The 24024-nt window shown below is 64.2% G+C and carries 25 protein-coding genes; 22 read left to right on the top strand and 3 right to left on the bottom strand.

Translation table 11 applies throughout. From position 1 onward, the window contains the following. The first annotated feature begins 8 nt into the window (after positions 1 to 8). From flhF to ONG87_RS13170, 13 genes are all read left to right on the top strand, one after another. Positions 9 to 1328 (top strand): flagellar biosynthesis protein FlhF, encoded by a 1320-nt coding sequence (gene flhF, locus ONG87_RS13230; RefSeq protein ID WP_264381415.1) that lies wholly within the window; start codon positions 9 to 11, stop codon positions 1326 to 1328. Positions 1329 to 1446: 118 nt separating this feature from the next. Further along, positions 1447 to 2280, top strand: a complete 834-nt coding sequence (gene fleN, locus ONG87_RS13225) for a flagellar synthesis regulator FleN (protein WP_122475888.1) — start codon at positions 1447 to 1449, stop codon at positions 2278 to 2280. Continuing rightward, on the top strand, positions 2274 to 3020 hold the full coding sequence (gene fliA, locus ONG87_RS13220; protein ID WP_240998692.1) for an RNA polymerase sigma factor FliA: 747 nt from the start codon (positions 2274 to 2276) through the stop codon (positions 3018 to 3020). The genes fleN and fliA overlap by 7 nt, the downstream gene beginning before the upstream one ends. A gap of 213 nt (positions 3021 to 3233) precedes the next feature. After that, positions 3234 to 3608, top strand: coding sequence for a chemotaxis response regulator CheY (locus ONG87_RS13215; RefSeq protein ID WP_090362272.1), 375 nt, complete (start codon positions 3234 to 3236; stop codon positions 3606 to 3608). A 19-nt stretch (positions 3609 to 3627) separates the two neighbouring features. Then, positions 3628 to 4416, top strand: coding sequence for a protein phosphatase CheZ (locus ONG87_RS13210; protein ID WP_185794514.1), 789 nt, complete (start codon positions 3628 to 3630; stop codon positions 4414 to 4416). Positions 4417 to 4474: 58 nt separating this feature from the next. Further along, positions 4475 to 6643 carry a chemotaxis protein CheA gene (locus ONG87_RS13205; RefSeq protein WP_264381414.1) on the top strand — a complete coding sequence of 723 codons (2169 nt, stop codon included), beginning with the start codon at positions 4475 to 4477 and terminating at the stop codon, positions 6641 to 6643. Between the two features lie 16 nt (positions 6644 to 6659). Then, positions 6660 to 7784 carry a chemotaxis response regulator protein-glutamate methylesterase gene (locus tag ONG87_RS13200; RefSeq protein WP_122475881.1) on the top strand — a complete coding sequence of 375 codons (1125 nt, stop codon included), beginning with the start codon at positions 6660 to 6662 and terminating at the stop codon, positions 7782 to 7784. Further along, positions 7784 to 8524, top strand: coding sequence for a flagellar motor protein (locus tag ONG87_RS13195; protein ID WP_122475880.1), 741 nt, complete (start codon positions 7784 to 7786; stop codon positions 8522 to 8524). The genes ONG87_RS13200 and ONG87_RS13195 overlap by 1 nt, the downstream gene beginning before the upstream one ends. Before the next feature lie 11 nt (positions 8525 to 8535). Next, complete coding sequence (gene motD, locus ONG87_RS13190) at positions 8536 to 9420, top strand: flagellar motor protein MotD (protein WP_185794517.1); 885 nt, start codon at positions 8536 to 8538, stop codon at positions 9418 to 9420. A 55-nt stretch (positions 9421 to 9475) separates the two neighbouring features. Beyond that, a complete protein-coding gene (locus ONG87_RS13185; protein WP_122475877.1) occupies positions 9476 to 10264 on the top strand; it encodes a ParA family protein in 789 nt (262 codons plus the stop codon). Next, positions 10264 to 11133 carry a CheW domain-containing protein gene (locus ONG87_RS13180; RefSeq protein WP_192053352.1) on the top strand — a complete coding sequence of 290 codons (870 nt, stop codon included), beginning with the start codon at positions 10264 to 10266 and terminating at the stop codon, positions 11131 to 11133. The genes ONG87_RS13185 and ONG87_RS13180 overlap by 1 nt, the downstream gene beginning before the upstream one ends. A 40-nt stretch (positions 11134 to 11173) precedes the next feature. Next, positions 11174 to 11653: a chemotaxis protein CheW gene (locus ONG87_RS13175; RefSeq protein WP_043186096.1), complete on the top strand. Its 480-nt coding sequence runs from the start codon at positions 11174 to 11176 to the stop codon at positions 11651 to 11653. Beyond that, positions 11654 to 12046 carry a DUF2802 domain-containing protein gene (locus ONG87_RS13170; RefSeq protein WP_049858773.1) on the top strand — a complete coding sequence of 131 codons (393 nt, stop codon included), beginning with the start codon at positions 11654 to 11656 and terminating at the stop codon, positions 12044 to 12046. It begins immediately after the preceding gene. 41 nt (positions 12047 to 12087) lie between these two features. Here ONG87_RS13170 and ONG87_RS13165 read toward each other — a convergent pair whose 3' ends face one another. The 3 genes from ONG87_RS13165 to ONG87_RS13155 all read right to left on the bottom strand — a co-directional run bounded on the left by ONG87_RS13165 (position 12088) and on the right by ONG87_RS13155 (position 16917). Continuing rightward, positions 12088 to 14838 carry a DUF6543 domain-containing protein gene (locus ONG87_RS13165; RefSeq protein WP_264381413.1) on the bottom strand — a complete coding sequence of 917 codons (2751 nt, stop codon included), beginning with the start codon at positions 14836 to 14838 and terminating at the stop codon, positions 12088 to 12090. 196 nt (positions 14839 to 15034) lie between these two features. Next, positions 15035 to 15355 carry an EscU/YscU/HrcU family type III secretion system export apparatus switch protein gene (locus ONG87_RS13160; RefSeq protein WP_122475872.1) on the bottom strand — a complete coding sequence of 107 codons (321 nt, stop codon included), beginning with the start codon at positions 15353 to 15355 and terminating at the stop codon, positions 15035 to 15037. Beyond that, positions 15352 to 16917 carry a flagellar hook-length control protein FliK gene (locus ONG87_RS13155; protein WP_264381412.1) on the bottom strand — a complete coding sequence of 522 codons (1566 nt, stop codon included), beginning with the start codon at positions 16915 to 16917 and terminating at the stop codon, positions 15352 to 15354. Before ONG87_RS13155 ends, ONG87_RS13160 begins: the two co-directional genes overlap by 4 nt. Before the next feature lie 171 nt (positions 16918 to 17088). Between ONG87_RS13155 and ccmA the strand changes: the two genes are divergently transcribed. From ccmA to ccmI, 9 genes are all read left to right on the top strand, one after another. Beyond that, entirely contained in the window at positions 17089 to 17721 is a 633-nt protein-coding gene (gene ccmA, locus ONG87_RS13150; RefSeq protein ID WP_264381411.1) for a cytochrome c biogenesis heme-transporting ATPase CcmA, read from the top strand. After that, a complete protein-coding gene (gene ccmB, locus ONG87_RS13145) occupies positions 17718 to 18386 on the top strand; it encodes a heme exporter protein CcmB (protein WP_122475867.1) in 669 nt (222 codons plus the stop codon). The genes ccmA and ccmB overlap by 4 nt, the downstream gene beginning before the upstream one ends. A gap of 61 nt (positions 18387 to 18447) precedes the next feature. Then, positions 18448 to 19212 carry a heme ABC transporter permease gene (locus ONG87_RS13140; RefSeq protein WP_185794566.1) on the top strand — a complete coding sequence of 255 codons (765 nt, stop codon included), beginning with the start codon at positions 18448 to 18450 and terminating at the stop codon, positions 19210 to 19212. Beyond that, positions 19209 to 19385, top strand: a complete 177-nt coding sequence (gene ccmD, locus ONG87_RS13135) for a heme exporter protein CcmD (RefSeq protein ID WP_122475865.1) — start codon at positions 19209 to 19211, stop codon at positions 19383 to 19385. Before ONG87_RS13140 ends, ccmD begins: the two co-directional genes overlap by 4 nt. Further along, positions 19382 to 19825 (top strand): cytochrome c maturation protein CcmE, encoded by a 444-nt coding sequence (ccmE, locus tag ONG87_RS13130; RefSeq protein ID WP_264381410.1) that lies wholly within the window; start codon positions 19382 to 19384, stop codon positions 19823 to 19825. Before ccmD ends, ccmE begins: the two co-directional genes overlap by 4 nt. Positions 19826 to 19836: 11 nt before the next feature. Then, positions 19837 to 21807 carry a heme lyase CcmF/NrfE family subunit gene (locus tag ONG87_RS13125; RefSeq protein WP_192102547.1) on the top strand — a complete coding sequence of 657 codons (1971 nt, stop codon included), beginning with the start codon at positions 19837 to 19839 and terminating at the stop codon, positions 21805 to 21807. Beyond that, complete coding sequence (locus ONG87_RS13120; RefSeq protein ID WP_192102298.1) at positions 21804 to 22340, top strand: DsbE family thiol:disulfide interchange protein; 537 nt, start codon at positions 21804 to 21806, stop codon at positions 22338 to 22340. The genes ONG87_RS13125 and ONG87_RS13120 overlap by 4 nt, the downstream gene beginning before the upstream one ends. Next, a complete protein-coding gene (locus tag ONG87_RS13115; protein WP_301335538.1) occupies positions 22337 to 22828 on the top strand; it encodes a cytochrome c-type biogenesis protein in 492 nt (163 codons plus the stop codon). Before ONG87_RS13120 ends, ONG87_RS13115 begins: the two co-directional genes overlap by 4 nt. Further along, entirely contained in the window at positions 22825 to 24024 is a 1200-nt protein-coding gene (gene ccmI / locus ONG87_RS13110; RefSeq protein ID WP_122475855.1) for a c-type cytochrome biogenesis protein CcmI, read from the top strand. The genes ONG87_RS13115 and ccmI overlap by 4 nt, the downstream gene beginning before the upstream one ends.

Raw genomic sequence — 24024 nt, 5'->3', positions numbered from 1 at the left:
AGTGGGTTATGCAAGTGAAGCGATTTTTCGCCGCCGACATGCGTCAGGCCATGAAATTGGTCCGCGATGAGCTGGGCGCCGACGCTGCCATCATTGGCAACCGTCGCATCGCCGGCGGCGTCGAGCTGACCGCAGCGCTGGACTACAAGCTGTCGGCCCTGGCGCCGCGCGTGCCCAACCTGGAGTTGGAAGAAGAGCTGCGCAAGACCCAATCGCGGATCGTTTCGGCCCAGGCCGAGCTGAGCACCCGTGGCGAGAGCGATGCGGCTACCAACCGCCAGCTGGTTGCCGGCCTGCCGTTGACCGCCGCCGAGCCGCTGGTCGAGCCGCGTCGCGAAGAGCCCCCGCGTGTGCAGGTGGCCCCCGCGCCACAGCCTGCCGTCGACCAACGTCTTTTCGATTCCATGCGTTCCGAACTCAACGGTTTGCGCCAACTGCTGGAAGTGCAGCTGGGCTCCCTGGCCTGGACCCAGCTGCAAGGCTGCAAGCCGGCGCAGGCGAATCTGTGGCGTCGTTTGCAGCGCATCGGCTTGTCCGGCCCGATCGCTCGCGAGCTGCTCAGCCTGACCAGCGAAATCAACGAACCTCGGCAGGCATGGCGGATGCTGCTGGCGCACTTGGCGCGTATGATCCGTACACCGGAAGTGGAACCGCTCGAAGAAGGTGGCGTGATCGCCATGGTCGGCCCGGCTGGCATGGGCAAGACCACCACTCTGGCCAAGCTGGCGGCCCGTTATGTGCTCAAGTACGGTTCCCAGAGCGTGGCGCTGGTGAGCATGGACAGCTTTCGCATCGGTGCCCAGGAACAACTCAAGACCCTGGGCCGCATTCTCAATGTATCGGTGACTCAGGTCGATCCGGGCCAGTCATTGGTACAAGCCCTGGAACCCCTGCTGCGCAAGCGCGTGGTATTGATCGACACCGCTGGCCTGCAAGCCAGCGATCCGGCCCTGCGCATGCAGCTCGAAAGCCTGGCCGGACGCGGGATCAATGCGCGCAATTACCTCGTGCTGGCTACTACCAGCCAGAAGCAGGTGCTCAGCGCGGCGTACCATAGCTACAAGCGTTGCGGTCTGGCCGGGTGCATCCTGACCAAACTGGATGAAACGGCCTGTCTCGGCGAAGTGCTGAGCCTGGCCATCAGTCAGGAACTGCCGATTGCCTATCTTACCGATGGGCCGCGCATTCCCGATGACTTGCATTTGCCGCGCCGGCACCAGTTGGTCAGCCGCGCAGTGAGCGTGCAAATGCAAGAAGAGCCCAGCGAAGAGGCCATGGCCGATATGTTCGCGGGTCTCTACCACAGCCCCGACAAGCGAGTTGGCTGAGGTGAAGAACGTTATGCAAGCACACTCTTCCTGCATCGTAGGGTTGCCAGGAAACACTCGAGCAATCGAACTGGCAGCCACTCGTGTGGCCTCGGTCTAGACAAGGTAAAGAACGAACATGGGCAGCATGCATCCCGTACAGGTGATCGCGGTGACCGGCGGCAAAGGTGGCGTCGGCAAGACTAATGTGTCAGTGAACTTGTCCCTGGCGTTGGCCGAGCTCGGCCGCCGGGTCATGTTGCTGGACGCCGACCTTGGCCTGGCCAACGTCGACGTGTTGTTGGGCCTGACCCCCAAGCGCACCCTGGCCGATGTGATCGAAGGTCGCTGCGAACTACGCGACGTGATGTTGCAGGGCCCCGGCGGCATCCGTGTCGTGCCGGCAGCCTCGGGTACCCAGAGCATGGTGCAGTTGAGCCCGGCCCAGCATGCCGGCCTGATCCAGGCCTTCAGCGATGTGGGCGACAACCTCGACGTACTGATCATCGACACCGCCGCCGGTATCGGCGAATCGGTAGTGAGCTTTGTCCGCGCCGCCCAGGAAGTCCTGCTGGTGGTATGCGACGAGCCCACCTCGATCACCGATGCCTACGCCTTGATCAAGCTGCTCAACCGCGATTACGGCATGAACCGCTTCCGGGTCCTGGCCAACATGGCGCAGAGCCCCCAGGAAGGGCGCAATCTGTTCGCCAAGTTGACCAAGGTGACCGATCGCTTCCTCGACGTTGCCCTGCAGTACGTCGGCGCCGTGCCCTACGATGAGTCGGTGCGCAAGGCCGTGCAGAAGCAGCGCGCCGTGTACGAGGCGTTCCCCCGTTCCAAATGCTCGCTGGCCTTCAAGGCGATCGCGCAGAAAGTAGACACCTGGCCTTTGCCGGCCAACCCCCGTGGCCACCTGGAGTTCTTCGTCGAACGCCTGGTCCAGCAAACCAGCGCAGGGCCCGTATCATGAGTGCCAGCGGATACCGTATGTACAGCAAGGCGTCGCGCGACTCGCAGCAGCATCAGCTGATCGAGCAATACGCGCCGCTGGTCAAGCGTATCGCCTATCACCTGCTGGCGCGTCTGCCAGCCAGCGTGCAGGTGGAAGACCTGATCCAGGCCGGCATGATCGGTCTGCTGGAGGTCTCGACCAAGTACGACTCGAGCAAGGGGGCCAGTTTCGAGACCTACGCCGGTATTCGTATCCGCGGCGCCATGCTCGACGAAGTGCGCAAGGGCGACTGGGCGCCGCGTTCGGTGCACCGCAATACCCGCATGGTCAGTGATGCCATTCGCCGAATCGAGTCGAAAACCGGTCGCGACGCTAAAGATCACGAGATCGCTGCCGAACTTAGTCTGAGTCTGGATGATTACTACGGGATCCTGAACGATACCTTGGGCAGCCGCTTGTTCAGCTTCGACGATCTGCTGCAGGACGGTGAGCACGAGGGCCTGCACGAAGACGGCGCCAGCGGTTCGCTGGAGCCCTCGCGGGATCTCGAGGACGAACGCTTTCAAGGCGCGCTGGCCGAGGCCATCGCCAACCTGCCCGAGCGCGAGAAGCTGGTCCTGTCGTTGTATTACGACGAAGAGCTGAACCTCAAGGAAATCGGCGAGGTACTGGGTGTCAGCGAGTCGCGGGTAAGCCAGTTGCACAGCCAGTGCGCGGCGCGACTTCGCGGGCGCCTGGGGGAATGGCGGGCACGCTGAAGGAACGGCAAGACCGGTGCGGGCTTTGTCGCGGGCAGAGCCCGCTCCCACAAAGGCCGAGACTGTGGGAGCGGGCTCTGCCCGCGAAGAGGCCTGCAGGCGTAGCGCGTGTAGGCGATCTGCAGCGGCAAGTGGCTCAGGCGAATTCGATTGTTATGCACGTCCAGGGGCTGGGCGTGTTCAAGACTGCTGGAGGTCTAATTGGACAAGAACATGAAAATCCTCATCGTCGACGATTTCTCGACGATGCGGCGCATCATCAAGAACCTGCTGCGTGACCTGGGCTTCACCAACACCGCCGAGGCCGATGATGGCAACACCGCCTTGCCGATGTTGCACAGCGGCAACTTCGATTTTCTCGTCACCGACTGGAACATGCCTGGCATGTCCGGCATCGACCTGCTGCGCCAGGTGCGCGCCGACGATCGCCTCAAGCACCTCCCGGTGCTGATGGTCACCGCCGAGGCCAAGCGCGAGCAGATCATCGAAGCCGCCCAGGCCGGGGTCAACGGGTATGTGGTCAAGCCTTTCACTGCGCAAGTGCTGAAAGAAAAAATCGAAAAGATTTTCGAGCGCGTCAATAGCTGAAGTCTGCAATGGGGGCGCAATGGACCACAAACAAAGCACGTTGGGGGACTTCGAGTCGACCCTGAAAAAACACGCAGTGGAGCTGGTCGACAGCCTTGAAAAAGGCCGTTTCGGCGACGCGGTGCAATTGATCCACGAACTGAACCAGACCCGCGATCGCGGCCTGTATCAGGAAGTGGGCAAGCTTACGCGCGAGCTGCACAGCGCAATCGTCAGTTTCCAGATCGATCCGAACATCCCCCAGGCCGAAGAGGTTTCGCAGATCACCGATGCGACCGAACGTCTGTCGTATGTGGTACGCCTGACCGAAAACGCGGCCAACCGCACCATGGATCTGGTCGAGCAGAGCACCCCGGTGCTCAATACGCTGAGTGCCGAAGCCAGTGCCTTGAGCGCCGACTGGCAGCGCTTCATGCGCCGCGAAGTGGCCGCCGACGAGTTCCGCGAACTGGCGCGCCGGGTCGACAGCTTCCTGACCCGCAGCGAGCAGGGCAATCGCGAAGTCGCCAGCCACCTCAACGACATCGTGCTGGCCCAGGATTATCAGGACCTCACCGGCCAGGTCATCAAGCGTGTCACCGCGCTGGTCACCGAAGTGGAGAGCAACCTGCTCAAACTGGTCCTGATGGCCAGCCAGGTCGATCGCTTCGCCGGCATCCAGCATGATCACGAACAGCTCCGCGCCGAAAAAGATCAAGAAAAACATCCCGCCAAGGGTGAAGGTCCGCAGATCCATGCCGATAAACGTGAAGACGTCGTATCCGGTCAGGACGATGTCGACGATCTGCTGTCCAGTCTGGGCTTCTAGGCCATCGCCTGCGCCTGACTGTGTTGACCGTTAATCACGTATTCCAGGGAGCATCCACATGAGCTTCGGCGCCGACGAAGAAATCCTTCAGGATTTCCTGGTAGAGGCCGGCGAAATTCTCGAGCAACTGTCCGAACAACTGGTCGAGCTGGAAAGCCGTCCCGATGATGCCGACTTGCTCAATGCAATTTTTCGCGGTTTTCACACTGTAAAAGGCGGCGCCGGCTTCCTCCAGCTCAACGAGCTGGTGGAGTGCTGCCATATCGCCGAGAACGTCTTCGACATCTTGCGCAAAGGTGAGCGCCGGGTCGACGCCGAACTAATGGATGTCGTTCTCGAAGCGCTGGACGCGGTCAACGGCATGTTCACCGAGGTGCGTGAACGCTCTCCGGTCACGCCGGCCAGCCCCCAGTTGCTCGATGCCCTGGCGCGCCTGGCCGAACCGGCTGCGGCGGTCGTTGCGCCGTCCGTGGCGGTGCCCGTTGCGGCGCCAGCCTCGACGCCGGGCGAAGACATCACCGACAGCGAGTTCGAGCAATTGCTCGATTCCTTGAGCGCGGCCAAAGCGCAGGCCGCCGCGCCCACCGCGTCCGCTGCTGCACAGCACGGCGCGGCCAGCGACGATATCACCGACGACGAATTCGAGTCGCTGCTCGACCAGCTGCACGGCAAGGGTCAGTTCGCGGTCGATGCGCTGGCGCCGGCTGCGGCATCGCCAGCCGCTTCGACGCAGGCTGCCGTGGGTGCGTCTGGCGACGAGATCACCGACGACGAGTTCGAGGCGCTGCTCGACCAGTTGCATGGCAAGGGTACGTTCACTGCCGATGCGGTCACGCCACCGCCTGCCCAGGCGCAGGCTCCCACGAGCGACCAGATCACCGACGACGAGTTCGAATCACTGCTCGACCAACTGCATGGCAAGGGCAAGTTCAGCGATGTCGCCAGCCTGCCCGAGACGCAGCCGGCTCCGGCCGCGCCCGCGCCGGTGGCGGCACCGCGCAAGGTCGAGGCAGCCCCTGCACGTGCACCGGTGGCCGAGAAACCGGTTGCCAGCGAAGCCGAGACGACCGTACGCGTCGATACCGCGCGCCTGGACGAAATCATGAACATGGTCGGCGAGCTGGTGCTGGTGCGTAACCGCCTGGTGCGCCTGGGCGCCAACAGCAGCGACGAAGCCATGTCCAAGGCAGTCTCGAACCTCGACGTGGTGACGGCCGACCTGCAGACGGCCGTCATGAAGACGCGCATGCAGCCGATCAAGAAGGTCTTCGGGCGTTTCCCGCGGCTGGTCCGCGACCTGGCCCGGCAGTTGAAGAAGGAAATCAACCTGGAACTGGTCGGTGAAGAAACCGACCTGGACAAGAATCTGGTCGAGGCCCTGGCCGACCCGTTGGTGCACTTGGTGCGCAACGCCGTCGACCACGGCATCGAGACGCCGGAAGAGCGCGAACGCAACGGCAAGGCGCGCGGTGGGCGCGTGGTGTTGTCGGCGGAGCAGGAAGGCGACCATATCCTCTTGTCGATCAGCGATGACGGCAAGGGCATGGACCCTGCGGTCCTGCGCGCCAAGGCCGTGGAAAAGGGCCTGATGGACCGCGACGCCGCCGACCGCCTCAGCGAGTCCGACTGCTACAACCTGATTTTCGCGCCGGGCTTTTCCACCAAGACGGAAATTTCCGACGTGTCGGGCCGCGGCGTCGGCATGGACGTGGTCAAGACCAAGATCAGCCAGCTGAACGGCTCGATCAACATCTACTCGGCCAAGGACCAGGGCTCGAAGATCGTCATCAAGGTGCCGCTGACCCTGGCAATCATGCCGACGCTGATGGTGATGCTGGGCAACCAGGCGTTCGCCTTCCCGCTGGTCAACGTCAACGAGATCTTCCACCTGGACCTCTCGCGCACCAACGTCGTCGATGGCCAGGAAGTGGTCATCGTGCGCGACAAGGCGCTGCCGTTGTTCTACCTCAAGCGCTGGCTGGTCAAGTCGGCGGCCCACGAGGAGCAGGGCGAGGGCCACGTGGTCATCCTGTCGGTCGGCACCCAACGCATCGGTTTCGTGGTCGACCAACTGGTCGGGCAGGAAGAAGTGGTGATCAAGCCGCTGGGCAAGATGCTGCAGGGCACGCCCGGCATGTCCGGCGCGACCATCACCGGTGACGGCCGAATCGCCTTGATCCTCGATGTACCGAGCATGCTCAAGCGCTACGCCGCACGGCGTATCTGATCGTAGTGGAGTGTTTATGGCAGTCAAGGTCCTGGTGGTGGATGATTCCGGTTTTTTCCGCCGCCGCGTCTCGGAAATTCTTTCGTCGGACCCCACCATCCAGGTGGTCGGGACCGCTACCAATGGCCGCGAAGCGATCGATCAGGCCCTGGCGCTCAAACCCGATGTGATCACCATGGACTACGAGATGCCGATGATGGACGGCATCACTGCCGTGCGTCATATCATGCAGCGCTGTCCCACCCCGGTCCTGATGTTTTCCTCCCTCACCCACGAGGGCGCGCGGGTAACCCTCGACGCCCTCGACGCGGGGGCGGTGGATTACCTGCCGAAGAATTTCGAAGACATTTCTCGCAACCCCGAGAAGGTCAAGCAGATGCTCTGCGAGAAGATCCACACACTCTCGCGCAGCAACCGCCGGCTGGGTGCGCACATGGCCACGCCCGCTCCGGCGCTCGCGGCCGCGGCCTCTCCAGCCGCCTTGACACCGTCGCGGCCCGTGCCGACGCGTACGCCCGCACCGGTGACGCCGGTGCGGGCGCCGGCGCCGACCGCCAGCAGTGCGACGCCGCGGCGCAAGCCTTACAAACTGGTGGCCATCGGCACTTCCACCGGAGGGCCGGTGGCGCTTCAGCGCGTGCTGACCCAGCTGCCGGCACATTTTCCAACGCCGATCGTGCTCGTCCAGCACATGCCGGCCGCCTTCACTCGCGCGTTCGCCGAGCGCCTCGACAAGCTGTGCCGGATCAGCGTCAAGGAAGCCGAGGACGGCGACGTGCTGCGTCCCGGGCTGGCATTGCTGGCGCCCGGCGGCAAGCAGATGATGATCGACGGCCGCGGCGCGGTGAAGATTCTGCCCGGTGACGAGCGCCTGAACTACAAACCCTGCGTGGACATCACGTTTGGTTCGGCGGCCAAGTCCTACGGCGACAAGGTCCTGGCGGTAGTGCTTACCGGCATGGGCGCCGACGGTCGAGAGGGCGCGCGCCTGCTCAAGCAGGGCGGCAGTCACATCTGGGCCCAGGACGAAGCAAGCTGCGTGATCTACGGCATGCCCATGGCCATCGTCAAGGCTGGCCTGGCCGACGCCATCTACAGCCTCGACGACATTGGCCGGCACCTGGTCGAGGCGTGCGGCTGATGGATGTACTCAGCCTGATCGGGATCATCCTCGCGTTCGTTGCCATCATCGGTGGCAATTTTCTCGAGGGTGGCCACCTGTCGGCGCTGCTCAATGGTCCTGCCGCGCTGATCGTGGTCGGTGGCACGCTGGCGGCGGCGCTGATCCAGTCACCCATGAGCGCTTTCAAGCGCGCACTGCACAATGTGCGCTGGATTCTATTTCCGCCCAGGATCGACATGGCCGGCGGTATCGATCGTGTGGTGAACTGGAGCCTGGTCTCGCGCAAGGAAGGCTTGCTCGGGCTGGAAGCCAGTGCCGAAGCCGAGCCCGACGACTACGCGCGAAAGGGGCTTCAGTTGCTGGTCGATGGCGCCGAGGCCGCGGCCATCCGCAGCGTGCTCGAAGTCGATCTGTACAACCGTGAAACCCGTGATTTGCAGGCGGCCAAGGTGTTCGAAAGCATGGGTGGCTATGCGCCCACCATCGGCATCATCGGTGCGGTGATGGGCTTGATCCACGTCATGGGCAACCTGGCCGACCCCAGCCAGCTGGGCAACGGCATCGCGGTGGCGTTCGTGGCGACCATCTACGGTGTAGCCAGCGCCAACCTGCTTTTGCTGCCGGTGGCGCACAAGCTCAAGGCGCTCGCCCAGCGTCAGGCGGCCTATCGGGAAATGCTGCTCGAAGGGCTGCTGTCCATCGCCGAAGGTGAGAACCCACGCTCGATCGAAATGAAGCTGCAAGGCTACCTCGACTAGGAGAGCATGGCATGGCCCGTCGTCGTCGCCTAGAAGAGCCGGAAAACCACGAACGCTGGCTGGTGTCCTACGCCGATTTCATCACCCTGCTGTTCGCTTTCTTCGTGGTGATGTATTCGATCTCGTCGGTCAACGAAGGCAAGTACAAGGTCTTGTCGCAGGCGCTGGTGGGGGTGTTCAGCGACCCGGACCGTAGCGTCAGGCCCATCCCGATCGGCGAGGAGCGACCCTTGACCACCCGTCCTGTGCAGCCGCTGGTCACCGACAGCGAGCAATCGGAAGCGGCCATCGGCGAGGCGGTCGACCCATTGCAGACCATTGCCGACAATGTCCGTCAGGCGTTCGGCGACCTGATTGCTTCGGATCAACTGACCGTGCGCGGCAACGAGCTGTGGATCGAGATCGAACTCAAGTCCAGCCTGCTGTTCGGCAGTGGCGATGCCATGCCCAGCGACATGGCGTTCGCCATCGTCGACAAGGTGGCGGGCATTCTCAAGCCCTTCGACAATCCGGTTCATGTCGAGGGTTTCACCGACAACCTGCCCATCAGCACTGCGCAGTTCCCGACCAACTGGGAGTTGTCGACCGCTCGGGCAGCGAGCATCGTGCGCATGATGGCCATGGAAGGCATCGACCCGCGGCGCATGGCGGCGGTCGGTTATGGTGAGTTCCAGCCGGTGGCCGACAACGCCAGCGCCGATGGACGGGGGCGCAACCGTCGGGTGGTGCTGGTCATTTCGCGCAACCTTGACGTGCGTCGCAGCATCACCAGTTCTGGCAGCGCCAACGCCCAGCCGGATGCAGCATTGCGCCGGGCTGGCACACAAACTGCAAAGACGCCCTTAACCGTGCCGTCCGCGCCTGGGTCTGTCAAAAGTCCGCCGCCCGGCCCATAACCCGAAAGCTTCACTATCTCGGTAGTGCGCCGTTTACCGAGGGGAAACCATCACCATGAGAGTCTGGGCAGTAGCCAATCAAAAAGGCGGGGTAGGCAAGACCACGACTTCGATCGCCTTGGCCGGTTTGCTCGCCGAGGCGGGCAAGCGCGTGGTCATGGTCGATCTCGATCCGCATGGCTCGATGACCAGTTATTTCGGGCACAACCCCGATGAACTGGCGCACAGCTGTTACGACCTGTTCCTGCACAAGGGCGCCGTGCCGCCAGGCCTGGCTCATCAACTGCTGCTGCCGACCGGCGAGGCCAACGTCTCGTTGCTGCCTTCGAGCACCGCACTGGCGACGCTGGAGCGCCAGCAACCTGGGCAGAGTGGCCTAGGCCTGGTGATTGCCAAGACCCTGGCGCAACTGTGGCAGGATTTCGACTACGCCGTGATCGACAGCCCGCCGCTGCTGGGCGTGCTCATGGTCAATGCATTGGCGGCAAGCCAGCAACTGGTAATCCCGGTACAGACCGAGCACCTGGCAGTCAAAGGCCTGGAGCGCATGGTCAGCACCTTGACCATGATCAACCGTTCGCGCCGTCAGGCCCTGCCATACAGCATCGTTCCGACGTTGTTCGACCGTCGTACCCAGGCGTCGCTGAGCACCCTGCGCACCTTGCGCGACGATTACCCGCAGCACATATGGCCGGGTTACATCCCGGTCGACACGCGTCTGCGCGACGCCAGCCGGGCCGGACAGACACCCTCGCGCTTCGACGGCAAGAGCCGGGCCGTGGTCGCCTACCGGGCCTTGCTCAAGCATTTGCTGGCCCAACAACTCGTCGCGCAGGTAGCCTGATGAACCGTCCCGTCGATATTGCCCAACGGCCCCAGGTGGCCTTGCAGTCCTACCTGGACGGCCTGTTGCATGAAGCCACCGAGGCGTTCGAAGCGCTGGATCTCGACGCCGGCCTGGACAGACTCGACGAGTTCCAGGCAGCCGTGCTCGAGGAACAGGTGCGCGATGCTGCAAGCCTGCAGCCGGTACCAGTGCCAGTGCCGGTGCCAGTGCTTTCGCCGCCGGTGCAGGGGCAGGTGCCCACGCCCATTGCCGACTTAATCCCGTCGGCCGAGTCGGCGCTGGTCGCACCGGTGGTCGATGTCCATCTGCCGTCGGCAAGTCTGCAGCCGCTCTCGGTAACCGTAGATGGCCGCCCCAGCTGGGCCGCCGAGCCGTTCGAGTGCCTACTGTTCGACGTTGCCGGGCTGACCCTGGCCGTGCCGCTGGTGTGCCTGGGTTCGATCTATGCATTGGCTGGCCAGACCCTGACGCCATTGTTCGGCCAGCCCGACTGGTTTCTCGGCATCCTGCCCAGCAACAGTGGCAACCTGAAAGTGCTCGACACCGCGCGCTGGGTGATGCCCGATCGCTACCGCGACGATTTCCGCCAGGGGTTGCAGTACGTGATTTCGGTGCAGGGCTACGAGTGGGGTCTGGCCGTGCATCAGGTCAGCCGCTCGCTGCGCCTGGACCCCAACGAGATCAAGTGGCGCAGTCAGCGCGGCCAGCGGCCATGGCTGGCGGGAACCGTCATCGAACACATGTGCGCGCTGCTGGACGTCGCCGAACTGGCCGAGCTGATCGCCAGTGGCGGCGCACGCCATCTGCGTCCAGTCGCCTCGGCGCCAGGCAAGCCTGCCGCCACCACCGCTATCGTCAAGAATTGAATGAACACGCCGCCGTCATGGCATTTGAGGGGTTAGTAGCATGAAGAAGTCGTCCGCCCAAGGTTCCGAAGATCCGATCCTGCAGTGGGTCACCTTCCGTCTGGACAATGAAACCTACGGCATCAATGTGATGCAGGTGCAGGAAGTGTTGCGCTACACCGAAATCGCACCGGTGCCGGGTGCGCCCAGCTACGTGCTGGGTATCATCAACCTGCGCGGTAACGTGGTCACGGTGATCGATACGCGTCAGCGCTTCGGTCTGGATTCCAGCGATGTCAGCGACAATACGCGCATCGTCATCATCGAGGCCGACAAGCAGGTGGTAGGGATTCTGGTCGACAGCGTCGCCGAGGTGGTCTACCTGCGCCAGTCCGAAGTCGAAACGGCGCCCAACGTCGGTAACGACGAGTCGGCCAAGTTCATCCAGGGCGTGTGCAATAAGAATGGCGAACTGCTGATTCTTGTCGAGCTGGACAAGATGATGTCCGAAGAAGAGTGGTCCGAGCTGGAGAATATCTGATTGATCTTCGAGGTTGCAGTCGTCCTGCTGGCGGTGCTGTGGGTTGGAACGGTTTCGCTGTTCCTGTCCTACCAGAAAAGCCAGCGCCTGCTGGCTGCTGAACAGGCGGCAGGCGATGCGCTGCGCGATCAGCGGCTGCGCGAGCTGACCAAGCGCCTGGACGATTACCAGAATCTCAACGTGCGCCTGGGCGAAGCACTGCACGAGTTGCGCGCGGTGGTTGGGCCATTGCCGGAGAAGCTGGCCCAGCTCGAGCAACGCGACCCCGGCAGCCTGTCGTTTGCCCAGGCGGGCAAGCTGGTGGCCATGGGCGCGTCGGTGGATGAGCTGACCCAGGCCTGCGGCCTCACCCAGGCCGAGGCCGAGCTGATGAGCAAACTGCACCGCGGCTGATCGCCCAGCGCCTGTTGCTCGTCAGCATCCGGCGGTGTCACTCAGGTGTGGGTCCAGCTCAGGCTGCTGCCTACCCGCGAAAAGCGGTTGAGTGGTGTGAGTGTCCGATACGCATCGTTGAACCCCGACCAGTCGAGGACGCCGTTGATGTCGCGGATCGGCAACGCCGCCAGGTTCCACGCCTCGCGGTACTGCGCCAGCTCAAGCAACCGCTGGCTGATGGTGTGGTTGAGTGCACCGGGCCCGCTGATGTGGTTCAAGGTAATGGCATAACGCTGGAAGCCTTCGGGATCGGTTGCCCGATCCGGACGGCTATCGTAGAACCGTGGCTGCGCCTCGAAGCGCTCCAGCATCGTTTGCGACACTGCATCCAGGGTCGGATTGCCCGCGTGGCTGCCGATCATGCTGTTGCCGAACTGGATGTTCATGCCCAGGGTTTCATTGGACAGGGGCACCGAAAGGATCAGGCCTCGGTCCGACGTGCGCAGCGGTACGCTATCGATGGGTTCGGCCAGCTGCCCCATGGGGGTTTTCTCTCCGGGTGCGAGGATGCTGTCGTCCATATCCATGTACAGGCCGCCTTCGCTTTTCAGAATTCGATAGCGCAGCACGTCGGATGCCGAAGCGTAGTTGGTGGCGATTCCGCCGTTGCCTTCGATGGCCGCCTGGTATTGCCGAAAATAGCGACTGCGTTTGAACGCCGTGTACAGCGGATGCGGTTCGAGCGGGATGACCCGCAGCGAGGGCGCATGCTGGGCCAATAGCTCGACGTTGCGCGCATAGGCTTGCGGTGAGGTCGTGGAAAGGAACAGGCGGTATTGGTAACTGCTGTCGCGCAGCAGGGCGGCATTGCGTCCTACGTTTTCCAGCAAGGCAGCGCTGATGACCTTGTCGCCGACCCAGAGGCAGGAGATTTTCTTCGCAATGGCTTTCATGACCGGTGGGCGCAGTTCGCCAAGGCTCAGCGGCAGTGTCAGATCGACCCCCAGCGCCCGTAGGGTCTGCGCGCGCTGGGCGTCGGTGACGGGCCGCGCGACGTTCGGCAACCGCGACAGCGAGCGCCCGCCAGGCTGCGGCGCCACGTAGCACGGCGGATCGATCTCGTTGAGGTCGGTGCTCTGGACGAAGGCGTCGTGCTCCACATCGTAGTGAACGGCAGCGACGTATCCGTCTATTTCACATTCCAGAAGGTCGTGCCTGCCACTGTAGCTGGGCACGCGAATGATGGCATCGCTAAGCGCCTGGTCCGCCCCGGCCACGGGTTGTACCGATTGCGGCAGGCTGAAGGCGGTCTCCAGAACTGGCTCAAGGGCCGCAAGGTGCGGGGCCTGCACCGGGCTCAGCGGGTAGCCGAGCTGGCCGTTGATGCGTGCCGGGATGACGAACTCGGCACGCTTGAAGCGGAAGATTGCCGGTCTTTGGGGAATCTGCAGGTGCAGCAGTGGGGTTGCATTGAGCATCCCCCAGACCGCATCGCCGGCGCCGGCGGCGCGCTGCTCCAGGTTTTTGCCGTTGATTGCCCGATCCAGCCCAAGGCCTAGTTGAGCAAGGCCGCCCAAGGCAAAGATTGGCGCCAGTTCCGGCACCACCATCGCGATCGGGGCCAGGGTGTTGATGGCCGAAGTGAAGTAGCCGCGCCACTTTTCCTGGGTTACCGAGCTGTCGGTGTCGATGATGAACGCGGCGTCCTGCTCGCTGCGTTTCTTCTGTTGGCGGGCCATGGCCATGAACAGGTCGCCTTCGATGGGCGGGCTGTAGTGGCTCGTCCGGTAGTTGACCGTATCCTCGGGTACCCACAAACCGCTGGTGGCGAAACCGGGATGTCTGTCGGGATCGAAATGGTGGTAGGCGGGGTACAGGCCCAGACCCGTAAGCGCGGTGGCGAGGCCACTGAAACCCAGCGTGTCGGCTTCGTCGCCGGGTGGAAAGTGTGCTTCGAGCGCTCGACGCGTGTGTGGATGCTTGCAGTGCTTGGCCACCCACCGCTTCATCGACGATTCGTCGGTGAATTCGTGGAACGGCGAGCTGTTGCCGGGTATGTACAGCACCGTCAGCCCGGTCGCAGTGTTTTTCAGGCACAGCAGATTGGTCGCTGCATAGCCGTAGATATTCAGGCAGGCGACGTGTACGGCATGGGGCCGCGGCAGCAGGCCTGCAATCTGCCAGGCCAGAATCCGACCGGCATCGCTCAGGCTCGCGTGGCTCGTCTGCCTGTTGCAGGCCGCGATGAAATTGACTTTGGCCGCGTCGCGGTAGGCTTGCAGTCCGTTTTTCCAGTAGCCCTTGAGCATGTGCTTGTAGGGCGTCTGGAAGTCCATGTGCCAGATGAAGCGTTGAAACTCTTCGGCAGGAAGGCGTACATGGTTGGCCGGGTCGTAGCCCGCCGACGATGTCTGCCGGTACAGGCCGTTGTACACCAGGTACTCGCTGCCATAGTCGAACAAACCCTTTTCATCCAGATGGTCGACCAGGGTGATCGGGTAGGGCGGCGGGGTGCCGGCCCAGGCAGCATGCAGGGCGGCGCCGATCAGATCATTGTTCGATTCGCCCTGCCAGTTCGACAGCAGCGCCTGGGTCATGGTCAGCTTGCGCACGACCTTGGCGATGCAGCGCTGGCCTTTGAATTGATAGTGCAGGGTAACGGCGTCGACCTTGTCCGGATTCAGCTCCAGGCCCTGTTTCGACGCCCACTTGCGTACCGCATCGGCAGCGGCGCGATCGGGCCTGGGGTAATCCTGGAGGGCGTCGCGGACGGCTTGCACACCCTGCGGGCTGATGAATCGGGAAGTCATGGCGGTATTCCTTTCAGAGCACGGAAAGTCGTGCCAGGCCATGATTCGTTCGGCGCATCGGGGGGACGTGTTAACTATTTAGGGCGGTTTAGGGCGGCCGCCGCCGGTGCCGATAGCAAACCGGCCCGGTAAAGGCTATCGACGCGATCGCCGTAGACTCGATTCGAGGGGTGGAAAAAGCCTTCTGGCCCAGGCGCTACAAGGCGTTGGGCGTGATGTCTCGCTCGGCCGGCGCAGGCGCCAGTTCGAAGCCGGAAGGGGTCTTGCCTTGCAGGTGCCAGGCAAAGGCGATGATCTCTGCGATGGTCAGGTACAACTCGTGGGGGATGCTGTCGCCCAGTTCCATGCGTGCCAGCATCTTCACCAGCTCGGCATTTTCGTACACCGGTACTTCGTATTCGCGCGCCATGGCCAGAATCGCTTCAGCCAGCTCATCGTCGCCCTTGGCGGTAAGGGTAGGTGCCTTCTGGCCGTCGTAGCGCAGGGCGATGGCTTGGCGTGGGGCTCGTTCGTTCATGCGGTTTCATCCACCCAGCGTTGTTCCAGACGCGTACGGGCGCCTTGCGGAGCGGTGCCTTGGTGGCACTGCAGGTCGGCGACGTTCAAGCCGCTGGCCTGCAGGCGCTGCCGCAGATTGTCCAGTTGGTTCTCGATGAGCAGGGCGGTGGCTGGCCGTTGCGCCCATAACTGGCTGGAAAGGCTGCCGTGAGCCAGTTGCGCCTGCACCTGCAGCGGGCCCAGTGCATCCAGATCGAAGGCCAGGTCCAGGCGCCAGATCTTTTCCTGGGCGGGCCGGGGCTCGTTCTTGTCGTGGGGCTTTTGGTCCGGTGGTGGGTCTTCGCGTTGCACCTTGACCTGCAGCGGGATGAAATCGTGCAGGTGGCGCATGGGGATCTCCAGTTGCCAGGTGGTCTGCGTGGCGCCATCTGGGGTACGCCCGGTCTGTTCCAGGCCAGCCAGCTGATGACTCTGCAGGCGCGCCACCGCCGCACCGGCCAGGCGCAGCAGGTGTTCGAGATCGTCTTCGCCTTCGCTTTTCTGCGCCGTGCGGGCGGGCAGGGGAAAGCTTGCCGGGACGATTTTTTCGCTGACCTGCCCCCAGGCATTCAGGGCATTGCGCACGCGCCCCGGCAGCACCTGTGCCAGCACATTGGCCGCCAGCGCCGGTTGCGCCGCCGCGCCGGGCAACGCAGTGGGTGCAATCTGCGCCATCAGGCGCAACAGCGCCGACTTGAGATCGGGTGCCGGTTGACCGTTGAGCAGATTGGCTTCCAGGAATGCGCCGCTGGCGACCACGGCCTGTGCAACGGTTTTCGGGTCGGCCATTTGCTGGATGTCCGGCAAGCTGGCCAACAGGCGCTCCAGGCCCGCCCGCGTCGGTGGCGCGAGTTCCGGGTTCTGCCGCAGGCTCTGCACCGCGCTCAGGAGGCTGTCCAAGGAACCCTGCCGAGCTTGCTGGGCGCCCAATTGCTGGGCCACGGCCAGTTGGTCCATGCGCCCGCTCAAGGGCACGAAACTCAGGCTGCGGTCGCTCATCACCTGGGCGCTGAGCAGGCTGCCCAGGCGCAGCGGCTGAGGGCTCTCGATGGCGAGGATATTGCCCGCCTGAGCGGTGTTGAGCAGGGTCACCATTGCCCGATACACCGCTGGCTGCCCGGCGATCTGCGGCAGCATCTGGCTGCTGCTGACCTTGCCCTGCAACAGCGTGCCCACCGGCAATGCCTGGGTGTCGATTCGGGTCAGGGTCAGCGGGGCGCCGTTGCCGCGCTCCTGGGTGGCGACCAGGGCCGCGCCGCCGGCCAGGTGCGAAACCAGCAATGCAGTGCCCTGGGGCAGCGGTTGCAGGCTGCTAGCGGTGATCGTCGCCACCCCGCCACCGGCCAGGCTCAGGCGCAGCAGCAGTTGAAAGTCCTGGGCGCCGGCCTTGACCGACACCACCTCGGCGTCGACTGTCTCGCCCAGGGCCAACAGGTTGTCCAGTGGCTGGGTGATCTTCACCATCTCGGTGTTCGAGGCACTGGCGCGCGCGGCTCCGCTGGCAGACGGCAGCGCGGCTAGGTTGCTGATCAGGTCAGGCATGGATGAAACCTGTGTCGGTTGCGCCCTTGGGCGTGAGCTGCGCATGTATAATGCGCGGCCACTGCGGCCGGCTCTGCTATACAGTGCCATGGAAGTATAGCGGCCATGCCCTGCAGAACTTGAACACGGCTCGACGCCGTGACGTGCGATCCGATTTCATAAGGCCGAGTCTTGACCCCATACCTGGATGCCACCGATCTATCCTGCGAGCGCGATGGGCGGCTGCTGTTCGAGCGTCTGCAGGTGCAGGTGGCAGCCGGCGACATGCTTCAGGTGTGCGGCCCCAACGGCTGTGGCAAGACCAGCCTGCTGCGCCTGCTGGCCGGGTTGATGCAGCCCGCTGAAGGGCAGGTCGCGCTGACGGCGCAGACGCAGACCGCACACCGGGGCGAACGTGGCTGCCCGCTGGTATGGATCGGCCACGCGCCCGGCATCAACGAGACACTCAGCGCCGAGGAAAACCTGGCCTGGCTCTGCGCGCTGCACACTCCGGCCAGTCGCGAGCGCATCTGGGCGGCATTGGCGGCGATCGGCCTGCGCGGTTTCGAAGACGTGCCGTGTCACCGGCTTTCAGCCGGCCAGCGGCGCCGCGTGGCGCTTGCTCGTCTGCATCTGCCCGGCCCGCCGCTGTGGATTCTCGACGAGCCGTTCACTGCACTCGATGCACAGGCAGTGGAGCAGTTGGAACGGCACCTGGTCGGACACTGCGAGCGAGGCGGCATGGTCGTGCTGACCACCCACCATCTGCTGGCGCAGACCCCCGGCAGCTACCGGCGGCTGGAACTGGACGCGCAGGCGGCATGAGTGTTTTCGTCCTGTTGCTCAAGCGCGAAGCACGGCTGCTGTGTCGACGGCCCGCCGAGCTGGCCAACCCGCTGGTGTTTTTCGCCCTCGTCATCGCGCTGTTCCCGCTGGCCGTGGGTCCGCAGATGCAAGTGCTGCAAGGTCTTTCCCCCGGCCTGGTATGGGTAGCGGCACTGCTGGCCGTGCTGCTTTCACTCGACGGCCTGTTTCGCAGCGATCTGGAGGACGGTTCGCTGGAACAATGGATATTGTCCGAACATCCACTGCCCTTGCTGGTGCTGGCCAAGGTGCTGGTGCACTGGCTGTTTTCCGGGCTGGCGCTGGTGCTCGTCTCCCCGCTGCTGGCGCTGATGCTCGGGCTGCCCGAGCGCTGCCTGCCGGTGCTGTTGCTGTCGTTGCTGCTCGGCACCCCGGTGCTCAGCCTGCTCGGCGCAGTGGGGGCGGCGTTGACGGTCGGGCTCAAGCGCGGCGGCCTGCTGTTGGCGCTGCTGACGCTGCCGTTGTACATCCCGGTGCTGATTCTGGGCAGTGGCGCCCTGCAGGCGTCGTTGCAGCAGTTGCCAGCCACGGGTTACCTGTTGTGGCTGGGCAGCCTGACAGCGTTGTCGGTGACCTTGGCGCCTTTCGCCATCGCGGCGGGGCTGAAGATCAGTGTCGGCGAATGAACGGGCCAGGCCGCGTGTGCGTCTGGCTCATGCTTTTGGATACGGGGTCATGAAGAACAAGGTGATGAACTGGACGTGGTTTCACAAGCTCGGCTCGCCCAAGGCATTCCATGCCCTGAGCGGACGCCTGCTGCCGTGGTTGAGCGCGGCGGCGGCACTGCTGATCGGCACGGGCGTTGTCTGGGGGCTGGCTTTCGCGCCGCCGGATTACCAGCAGGGCAACAGTTTTCGCATCATCTACATTCACGTGCCAGCAGCCATGCTTGCCCAGTCCTGCTACGTGATGATGGCGCTGGCCGGCGTGGTGGGGCTGGTGTGGAAGATGAAGATCGCCGACATCGCGCTGCAATGCGCCGCACCGGTGGGCGCCTGGATGACCGTGTTGGCGCTGGCCACGGGCGCCATCTGGGGCAAACCGACGTGGGGCAGTTGGTGGGTCTGGGATGCGCGCCTGACCTCCATGCTCATCCTGCTGTTTCTCTACCTGGGGCTGCTTGCCCTGGGGCAGGCCATCGGCAACCGCGAGAACGCGGCCAAGGCCTGTGCGGTACTGGCCATCGTCGGCGTGGTCAACATTCCGATCATCAAGTATTCGGTGCAGTGGTGGAACACCCTGCATCAGGGCGCCACGTTCAGCCTGACCGAAAAACCGGCGATGCCCGCGCAGATGTGGTTGCCGCTGCTGCTCACGGTGCTCGGCTTCTACTGTTTCTTCGGCGCCGTGCTGTTGTTGCGCATGCGCCTGGAAGTGCTCAGACGCGAAGCTCGCAGCCGCTGGGTCCGGGAGTACCTGGCCGGTGCCTTGAAAACGAAGGCCGCGCCATGAGCTTCGATTCGTTCGGCGAGTTTCTGAGCATGGGGCGCCACGGCGTCTACGTCTGGTCGGCCTATGGCCTGTGCCTGCTGGTGCTGGTGGTCAACGTGGCCGGACCGCTGCTGGCCCGGCGACGTCACCTGCAACAGGAAGCGCGACGTCTGCGCCGGGAGGGTCGACCGTGAATCCGCTACGCCAAAAACGCCTGACGCTCATCCTCGCCCTGGTGGCAGGTGTCGCGCTTGCCGTGGGCCTGGCCCTGGGTGCATTGCAGCAGAACATCAACCTGTTCTACACGCCGACCCAGATCGCCAATGGCGAGGCGCCGGTGGGCACGCGCATTCGCGCCGGCGGCATGGTCGAGCGGGGCTCGCTGCAGCGTTCCGGCGACTCGCTGGATGTCCGCTTCGTGGTTACCGACTTCCAGCGCAGCGTCACCATCACCTACCGCGGCATCCTCCCCGACCTGTTTCGCGAGGGGCAGGGCATCGTCGCCCTCGGCACCCTGAACGCTGCCGGCGTGGTGCAGGCGGACGAGGTACTGGCCAAGCACGACGAGAAATACATGCCCCCGGAAGTCACCAAAGCCTTGAAAGACTCCGGCCGAATGGAAGCTTCGCCATGATCGCTGCGCTGTTGGTGCCCGAACTGGGCCAATTGTCGATGATCCTGGCGCTGTGTCTGGCTCTGGTGCAGGCCAGTGTGCCGTTGGTTGGTGCCTGGCGCGGCGACCGGCTGTGGATGGGCCTGGCGCGGCCAGCTGCGTGGGGCCAGTTCACGTTCTTGGTGCTGGCGTTCGCCTGCCTGGCCGCAAGCTTCCTCAACGACGACTTTTCCGTGCGCTACGTGGCCGAAAACTCCAACAGCGCCTTGCCCTGGTACTACAAGTTCAGCGCGGTATGGGGTGCCCACGAGGGCTCGTTGCTGCTGTGGGCGCTGATCCTGGGCGGCTGGACCTTCGCCGTGTCGATCGGCTCGCGGCAGTTGCCGCAGGTGATGCTGGCGCGGGTGCTGGCAGTGATGGGCATGATCAGCGTCGGCTTCCTGCTGTTCCTGATCCTGACGTCCAATCCCTTCGCTCGGGTGCTGCCGCAGATTCCCGCCAACGGCCGCGACCTCAACCCCTTGCTGCAGGACATCGGCCTGATCGTTCACCCGCCCATGCTGTACATGGGCTACGTCGGTTTTTCGGTGGCCTTTGCCTTCGCCATTGCCGCGCTGCTGGGCGGCAAGCTGGACGCGGCCTGGGCACGCTGGTCACGTCCATGGACGATGGTGGCGTGGAGCTTTCTGGGTATCGGCATCACCCTGGGCTCATGGTGGGCGTACTACGAACTGGGCTGGGGCGGGTGGTGGTTCTGGGACCCGGTGGAGAACGCCTCGTTCATGCCCTGGCTGGTGGGTACCGCGCTGATCCATTCGCTGGCGGTCACCGAGAAGCGCGGCGTGTTCAAGAGCTGGACGGTGCTGCTGGCCATCGCCGCGTTTTCCCTGAGCCTGCTGGGAACGTTCCTGGTGCGCTCGGGCGTGCTGACCTCGGTGCACGCGTTCGCTTCCGACCCAACGCGCGGGGTGTTCATCCTGATCTTCCTGTTGTTCGTGGTGGGTGGTTCGCTGACCCTGTTCGCGCTGCGCGCGCCGGTGGTCAAGAGTCACGTGGGCTTCGGCCTGTGGTCGCGCGAAACCCTGCTGCTGGGCAACAACCTGATTCTGCTGGTAGCCGCCTCCATGATTCTGCTGGGTACGTTGTATCCGCTGGCCCTGGATGCCCTGACCGGCGCCAAGCTGTCGGTCGGCCCACCCTATTTCAATGCGCTGTTCGTGCCCTTGATGGCGCTGCTGATGCTGACCATGGCGGTCGGTGTGCTGGTGCGCTGGAAACACACGCCAACGGCCTGGTTGCGGGGCATGCTGGTGCCGGTATTGATCGGCAGTGCCTTGCTGGCGCCGCTGGCAGCGTGGTGCCTGGGGGATTTTGCCTGGCCGGTATTGACCATCTTTGCCCTGGCTGCCTGGGTGCTGCTGGCCGGTGCCCGCGACCTGCACGACAAGACCCGTCACACGGGCTTTCGCCGAGGCCTGGCTGGCTTGCCGCGCAGCTACTGGGGCATGCAACTGGCCCACTTGGGCATCGCCGTCTGTGCCTTGGGCGTGGTGCTGTCTAGCCACGACAGTGCCCAGCGCGACCTGCGCATGGCACCGGGCGATGCAGTGGAACTGGGTGGCTATCAATTCATCTTCAACGGTGCCGAGTCTCATCGCGGGCCGAATTTCACCGCTCAGCGTGGCAGCATCCAGGTCCTGCGCGAGGGTATACAGGTCAGCTTGCTGCATCCCGAAAAGCGTTTGTACACCGTTCAGCAATCGGTGATGACCGAGGCAGGCATCGACGCCGGTTTTACCCGCGACCTCTACGTTGCCCTGGGTGAACCGCTGGAAAACGGTGCGTGGGCCGTACGCATCCACGTCAAGCCGTTTGTGCGCTGGATCTGGCTGGGCGGGTTGCTGACGGGGCTGGGGGGATTGCTCGCCGCGCTGGACAAGCGCTATCGGCTCAAGGTCAAAGCGCGCGTGCGTGACGTACTCGGCAAAGGAGCCCCGGCATGAAGCGTTGGCTGCTGGCGCTGCCCTTGGGCGCATTCCTGATAGTGGCGGTGCTGCTTTACCGCGGCCTCCACCTGGACCCGGCACAGCTGCCGTCGGCGCTGATCGGCAAGCCGTTTCCCGCGTTCAGCCTGGCCGATACCCAGGGCGGACGGACATTGACCCGCGCCGACCTGCTGGGCAAACCCGCACTGGTCAATGTCTGGGGCACCTGGTGCGTAGCCTGCCGGGTCGAGCATCCGCTGCTCAACACGCTGGCCCGGCAGGGCGTGCTGATCTACGGCATCAACTACAAGGATGACAACGCAGCCGCGCGCCGCTGGTTGGCGGACTATCACAACCCCTACGCGCTGGACATCAATGACAAGGACGGCACTCTGGGCCTTGATCTGGGCGTTTACGGCGCGCCGGAGACCTTTCTTATCGACGCCCGCGGGGTGATTCGCCACAAGTGGGTGGGTGTCATCGACCAGACCGTATGGCGCGAGCAGTTGGCGCCGCTGTACCAGGCGCTGCTCGACGAGGCCCGACCATGAACCTGAAACGCTGGCTGCTGACCTGCGTGCTGCTGTCGAGCCTGGCCGGAGCGGCGCACGCCGCCATCGACACCTATAGGTTCGCCAATGACGACTTGCGCGAGCGCTTTCACCAGTTGACTCAGCAGTTGCGTTGTCCGAAGTGCCAGAACCAGGACATCGCCGATTCCAATGCGCCCATTGCCGGCGACCTGCGCCGCGAGATCCATCGGCTGTTGACCGAAGGCAAGAGCGACGAGCAGATCATCGAGTTCATGGTCGACCGCTATGGCGAATTCGTCCGCTACAGACCGGCGCTGACCGCGCGCACCGGGCTGCTCTGGTTCGGCCCGGCGGCGTTGCTCGTGGCCGGCGTGGGGGTGATCGCGGTGACGGTGCGCCGCCGACGTCGGCAACCGGCCACCAGCCCGCGCGATCTCGACCCGGGCGAGCGGGCTCGCCTGGCTGACTTGCTTGCCCAAAAACCGCTGGATGAAGACCGCCCATGATCGATTTCTGGCTCGCTGCCGGGCTGTTGCTGCTGGTTGCACTGAGTTTCGTGCTGGTGCCGTTGCTGCGGGCTCGTCGCGAGCAGCCCGAGCAAGACCGTACGGCACTCAACGTGGCGCTGTACCAAGAGCGACTGGCCGAGCTGAACACCCAGCAAAGGGCGGGTGTACTGACTCCCGCACAGCTGGAAAGCGGCCAGGCGGAAGCGGCCCGTGAGCTGCTCACCGATACCGACGGCAGCCAGACGGCGTCGGATGTCCGCCTGGGCCGCGCGGTTCCGCTGGCTGCGGCGCTGCTGGTGCCGGTCGTGGGGCTGGTGCTGTACCTGCATTACGGCGCCAGCGACCAGGTCGAGTTGAGCCGCGAGTTCGCCGTGCCGCCCACGTCCGTGGCGCAGATGACGGCGCGCCTGGAGCAGGCGGTGCAGATGCAGCCAGAGGCCGTAGAAGGCATTTATATCCTGGGACGAACCTACATGGCGCAGAATCGCCCAGCGCAAGCAGCCGCGCTGTTCGAGCGTGCGGCGTCTCTGACCGGGCGGCAGCCCGAGGTATTGGGGCAGTGGGCGCAGGCGCTGTATTTTGCTGCGGGCAAGCAGTGGTCCGAACCCATCCAGGCGTTGACCGACGAAGCACTGCTGGGCGATCCGAAGGAGCCAACCAGCCTTGGCTTGCTCGGCATCGCCGCCTTCGAGAGCCAGCGCTTCGAACAAGCCATCGGCTACTGGGAGCGGCTGCTGGCAACGTTGCCGGATGCGGACCCGGCACGCACGGCATTGCAGGCTGGAATCGCGCGCGCTCGTAGCCAACTGGCGTCCGCCGACACACCGCCAGCCTCGCGGCCCACGCCAGCGCGCGCCGGGTTGAAGGTGCGGGTGACGCTGGCGCCCGCGCTGGTCGCCAAGGTGCAGCCGGGTGACAGCGTGTTCGTCTTTGCTCGCGCGGTGTCCGGGCCACCGATGCCGCTGGCGGTCAAGCGGCTGACGGTCGCTGACCTCCCGGCGCAGGTCGAGCTGGCGGACAGCGACGCGATGATGCCACAGCTGAAACTGTCGAACTTTGCCGAAGTCCAACTCATCGCCCGGATATCCAGGGCCGGCCAGCCCACTCAGGGCGAATGGCTGGCACGCGGTGCGCCGATTGCCAGTGACAGCGCCGCCGTGCAGCAATTGATGATCGACAGTCCCGACCTTTAG

It is taken from the genome of Pseudomonas sp. MM227, from assembly GCF_947090715.1.
GTDB classification, from domain to species: Bacteria; Pseudomonadota; Gammaproteobacteria; order Pseudomonadales; family Pseudomonadaceae; genus Aquipseudomonas; species Aquipseudomonas baltica.
Note: the sequence above shows the minus strand (reverse complement) of the source record. Positions and strands in the feature narration are given on the sequence as shown.

Coding starts and splice junctions, on each gene's coding strand:
- ccmB (WP_122475867.1), top strand. CDS start 17,718: ATGAGTGTTTTCGTCCTGTTGCTCAAGCGCGAAGCACGGCTGCTGTGT.
- ONG87_RS13175 (WP_043186096.1), top strand. CDS start 11,174: ATGAAGAAGTCGTCCGCCCAAGGTTCCGAAGATCCGATCCTGCAGTGG.
- ccmI (WP_122475855.1), top strand. CDS start 22,825: ATGATCGATTTCTGGCTCGCTGCCGGGCTGTTGCTGCTGGTTGCACTG.
- ONG87_RS13200 (WP_122475881.1), top strand. CDS start 6,660: ATGGCAGTCAAGGTCCTGGTGGTGGATGATTCCGGTTTTTTCCGCCGC.
- ONG87_RS13165 (WP_264381413.1), bottom strand. CDS start 14,838: ATGACTTCCCGATTCATCAGCCCGCAGGGTGTGCAAGCCGTCCGCGAC.
- ONG87_RS13180 (WP_192053352.1), top strand. CDS start 10,264: ATGAACCGTCCCGTCGATATTGCCCAACGGCCCCAGGTGGCCTTGCAG.
- ONG87_RS13210 (WP_185794514.1), top strand. CDS start 3,628: ATGGACCACAAACAAAGCACGTTGGGGGACTTCGAGTCGACCCTGAAA.
- ONG87_RS13215 (WP_090362272.1), top strand. CDS start 3,234: ATGAAAATCCTCATCGTCGACGATTTCTCGACGATGCGGCGCATCATC.
- ONG87_RS13185 (WP_122475877.1), top strand. CDS start 9,476: ATGAGAGTCTGGGCAGTAGCCAATCAAAAAGGCGGGGTAGGCAAGACC.
- ONG87_RS13120 (WP_192102298.1), top strand. CDS start 21,804: ATGAAGCGTTGGCTGCTGGCGCTGCCCTTGGGCGCATTCCTGATAGTG.
- ONG87_RS13205 (WP_264381414.1), top strand. CDS start 4,475: ATGAGCTTCGGCGCCGACGAAGAAATCCTTCAGGATTTCCTGGTAGAG.
- fleN (WP_122475888.1), top strand. CDS start 1,447: ATGGGCAGCATGCATCCCGTACAGGTGATCGCGGTGACCGGCGGCAAA.
- ccmD (WP_122475865.1), top strand. CDS start 19,209: ATGAGCTTCGATTCGTTCGGCGAGTTTCTGAGCATGGGGCGCCACGGC.
- ONG87_RS13155 (WP_264381412.1), bottom strand. CDS start 16,917: ATGCCTGACCTGATCAGCAACCTAGCCGCGCTGCCGTCTGCCAGCGGA.
- motD (WP_185794517.1), top strand. CDS start 8,536: ATGGCCCGTCGTCGTCGCCTAGAAGAGCCGGAAAACCACGAACGCTGG.
- flhF (WP_264381415.1), top strand. CDS start 9: ATGCAAGTGAAGCGATTTTTCGCCGCCGACATGCGTCAGGCCATGAAA.
- ONG87_RS13160 (WP_122475872.1), bottom strand. CDS start 15,355: ATGAACGAACGAGCCCCACGCCAAGCCATCGCCCTGCGCTACGACGGC.
- ONG87_RS13115 (WP_301335538.1), top strand. CDS start 22,337: ATGAACCTGAAACGCTGGCTGCTGACCTGCGTGCTGCTGTCGAGCCTG.
- ONG87_RS13195 (WP_122475880.1), top strand. CDS start 7,784: ATGGATGTACTCAGCCTGATCGGGATCATCCTCGCGTTCGTTGCCATC.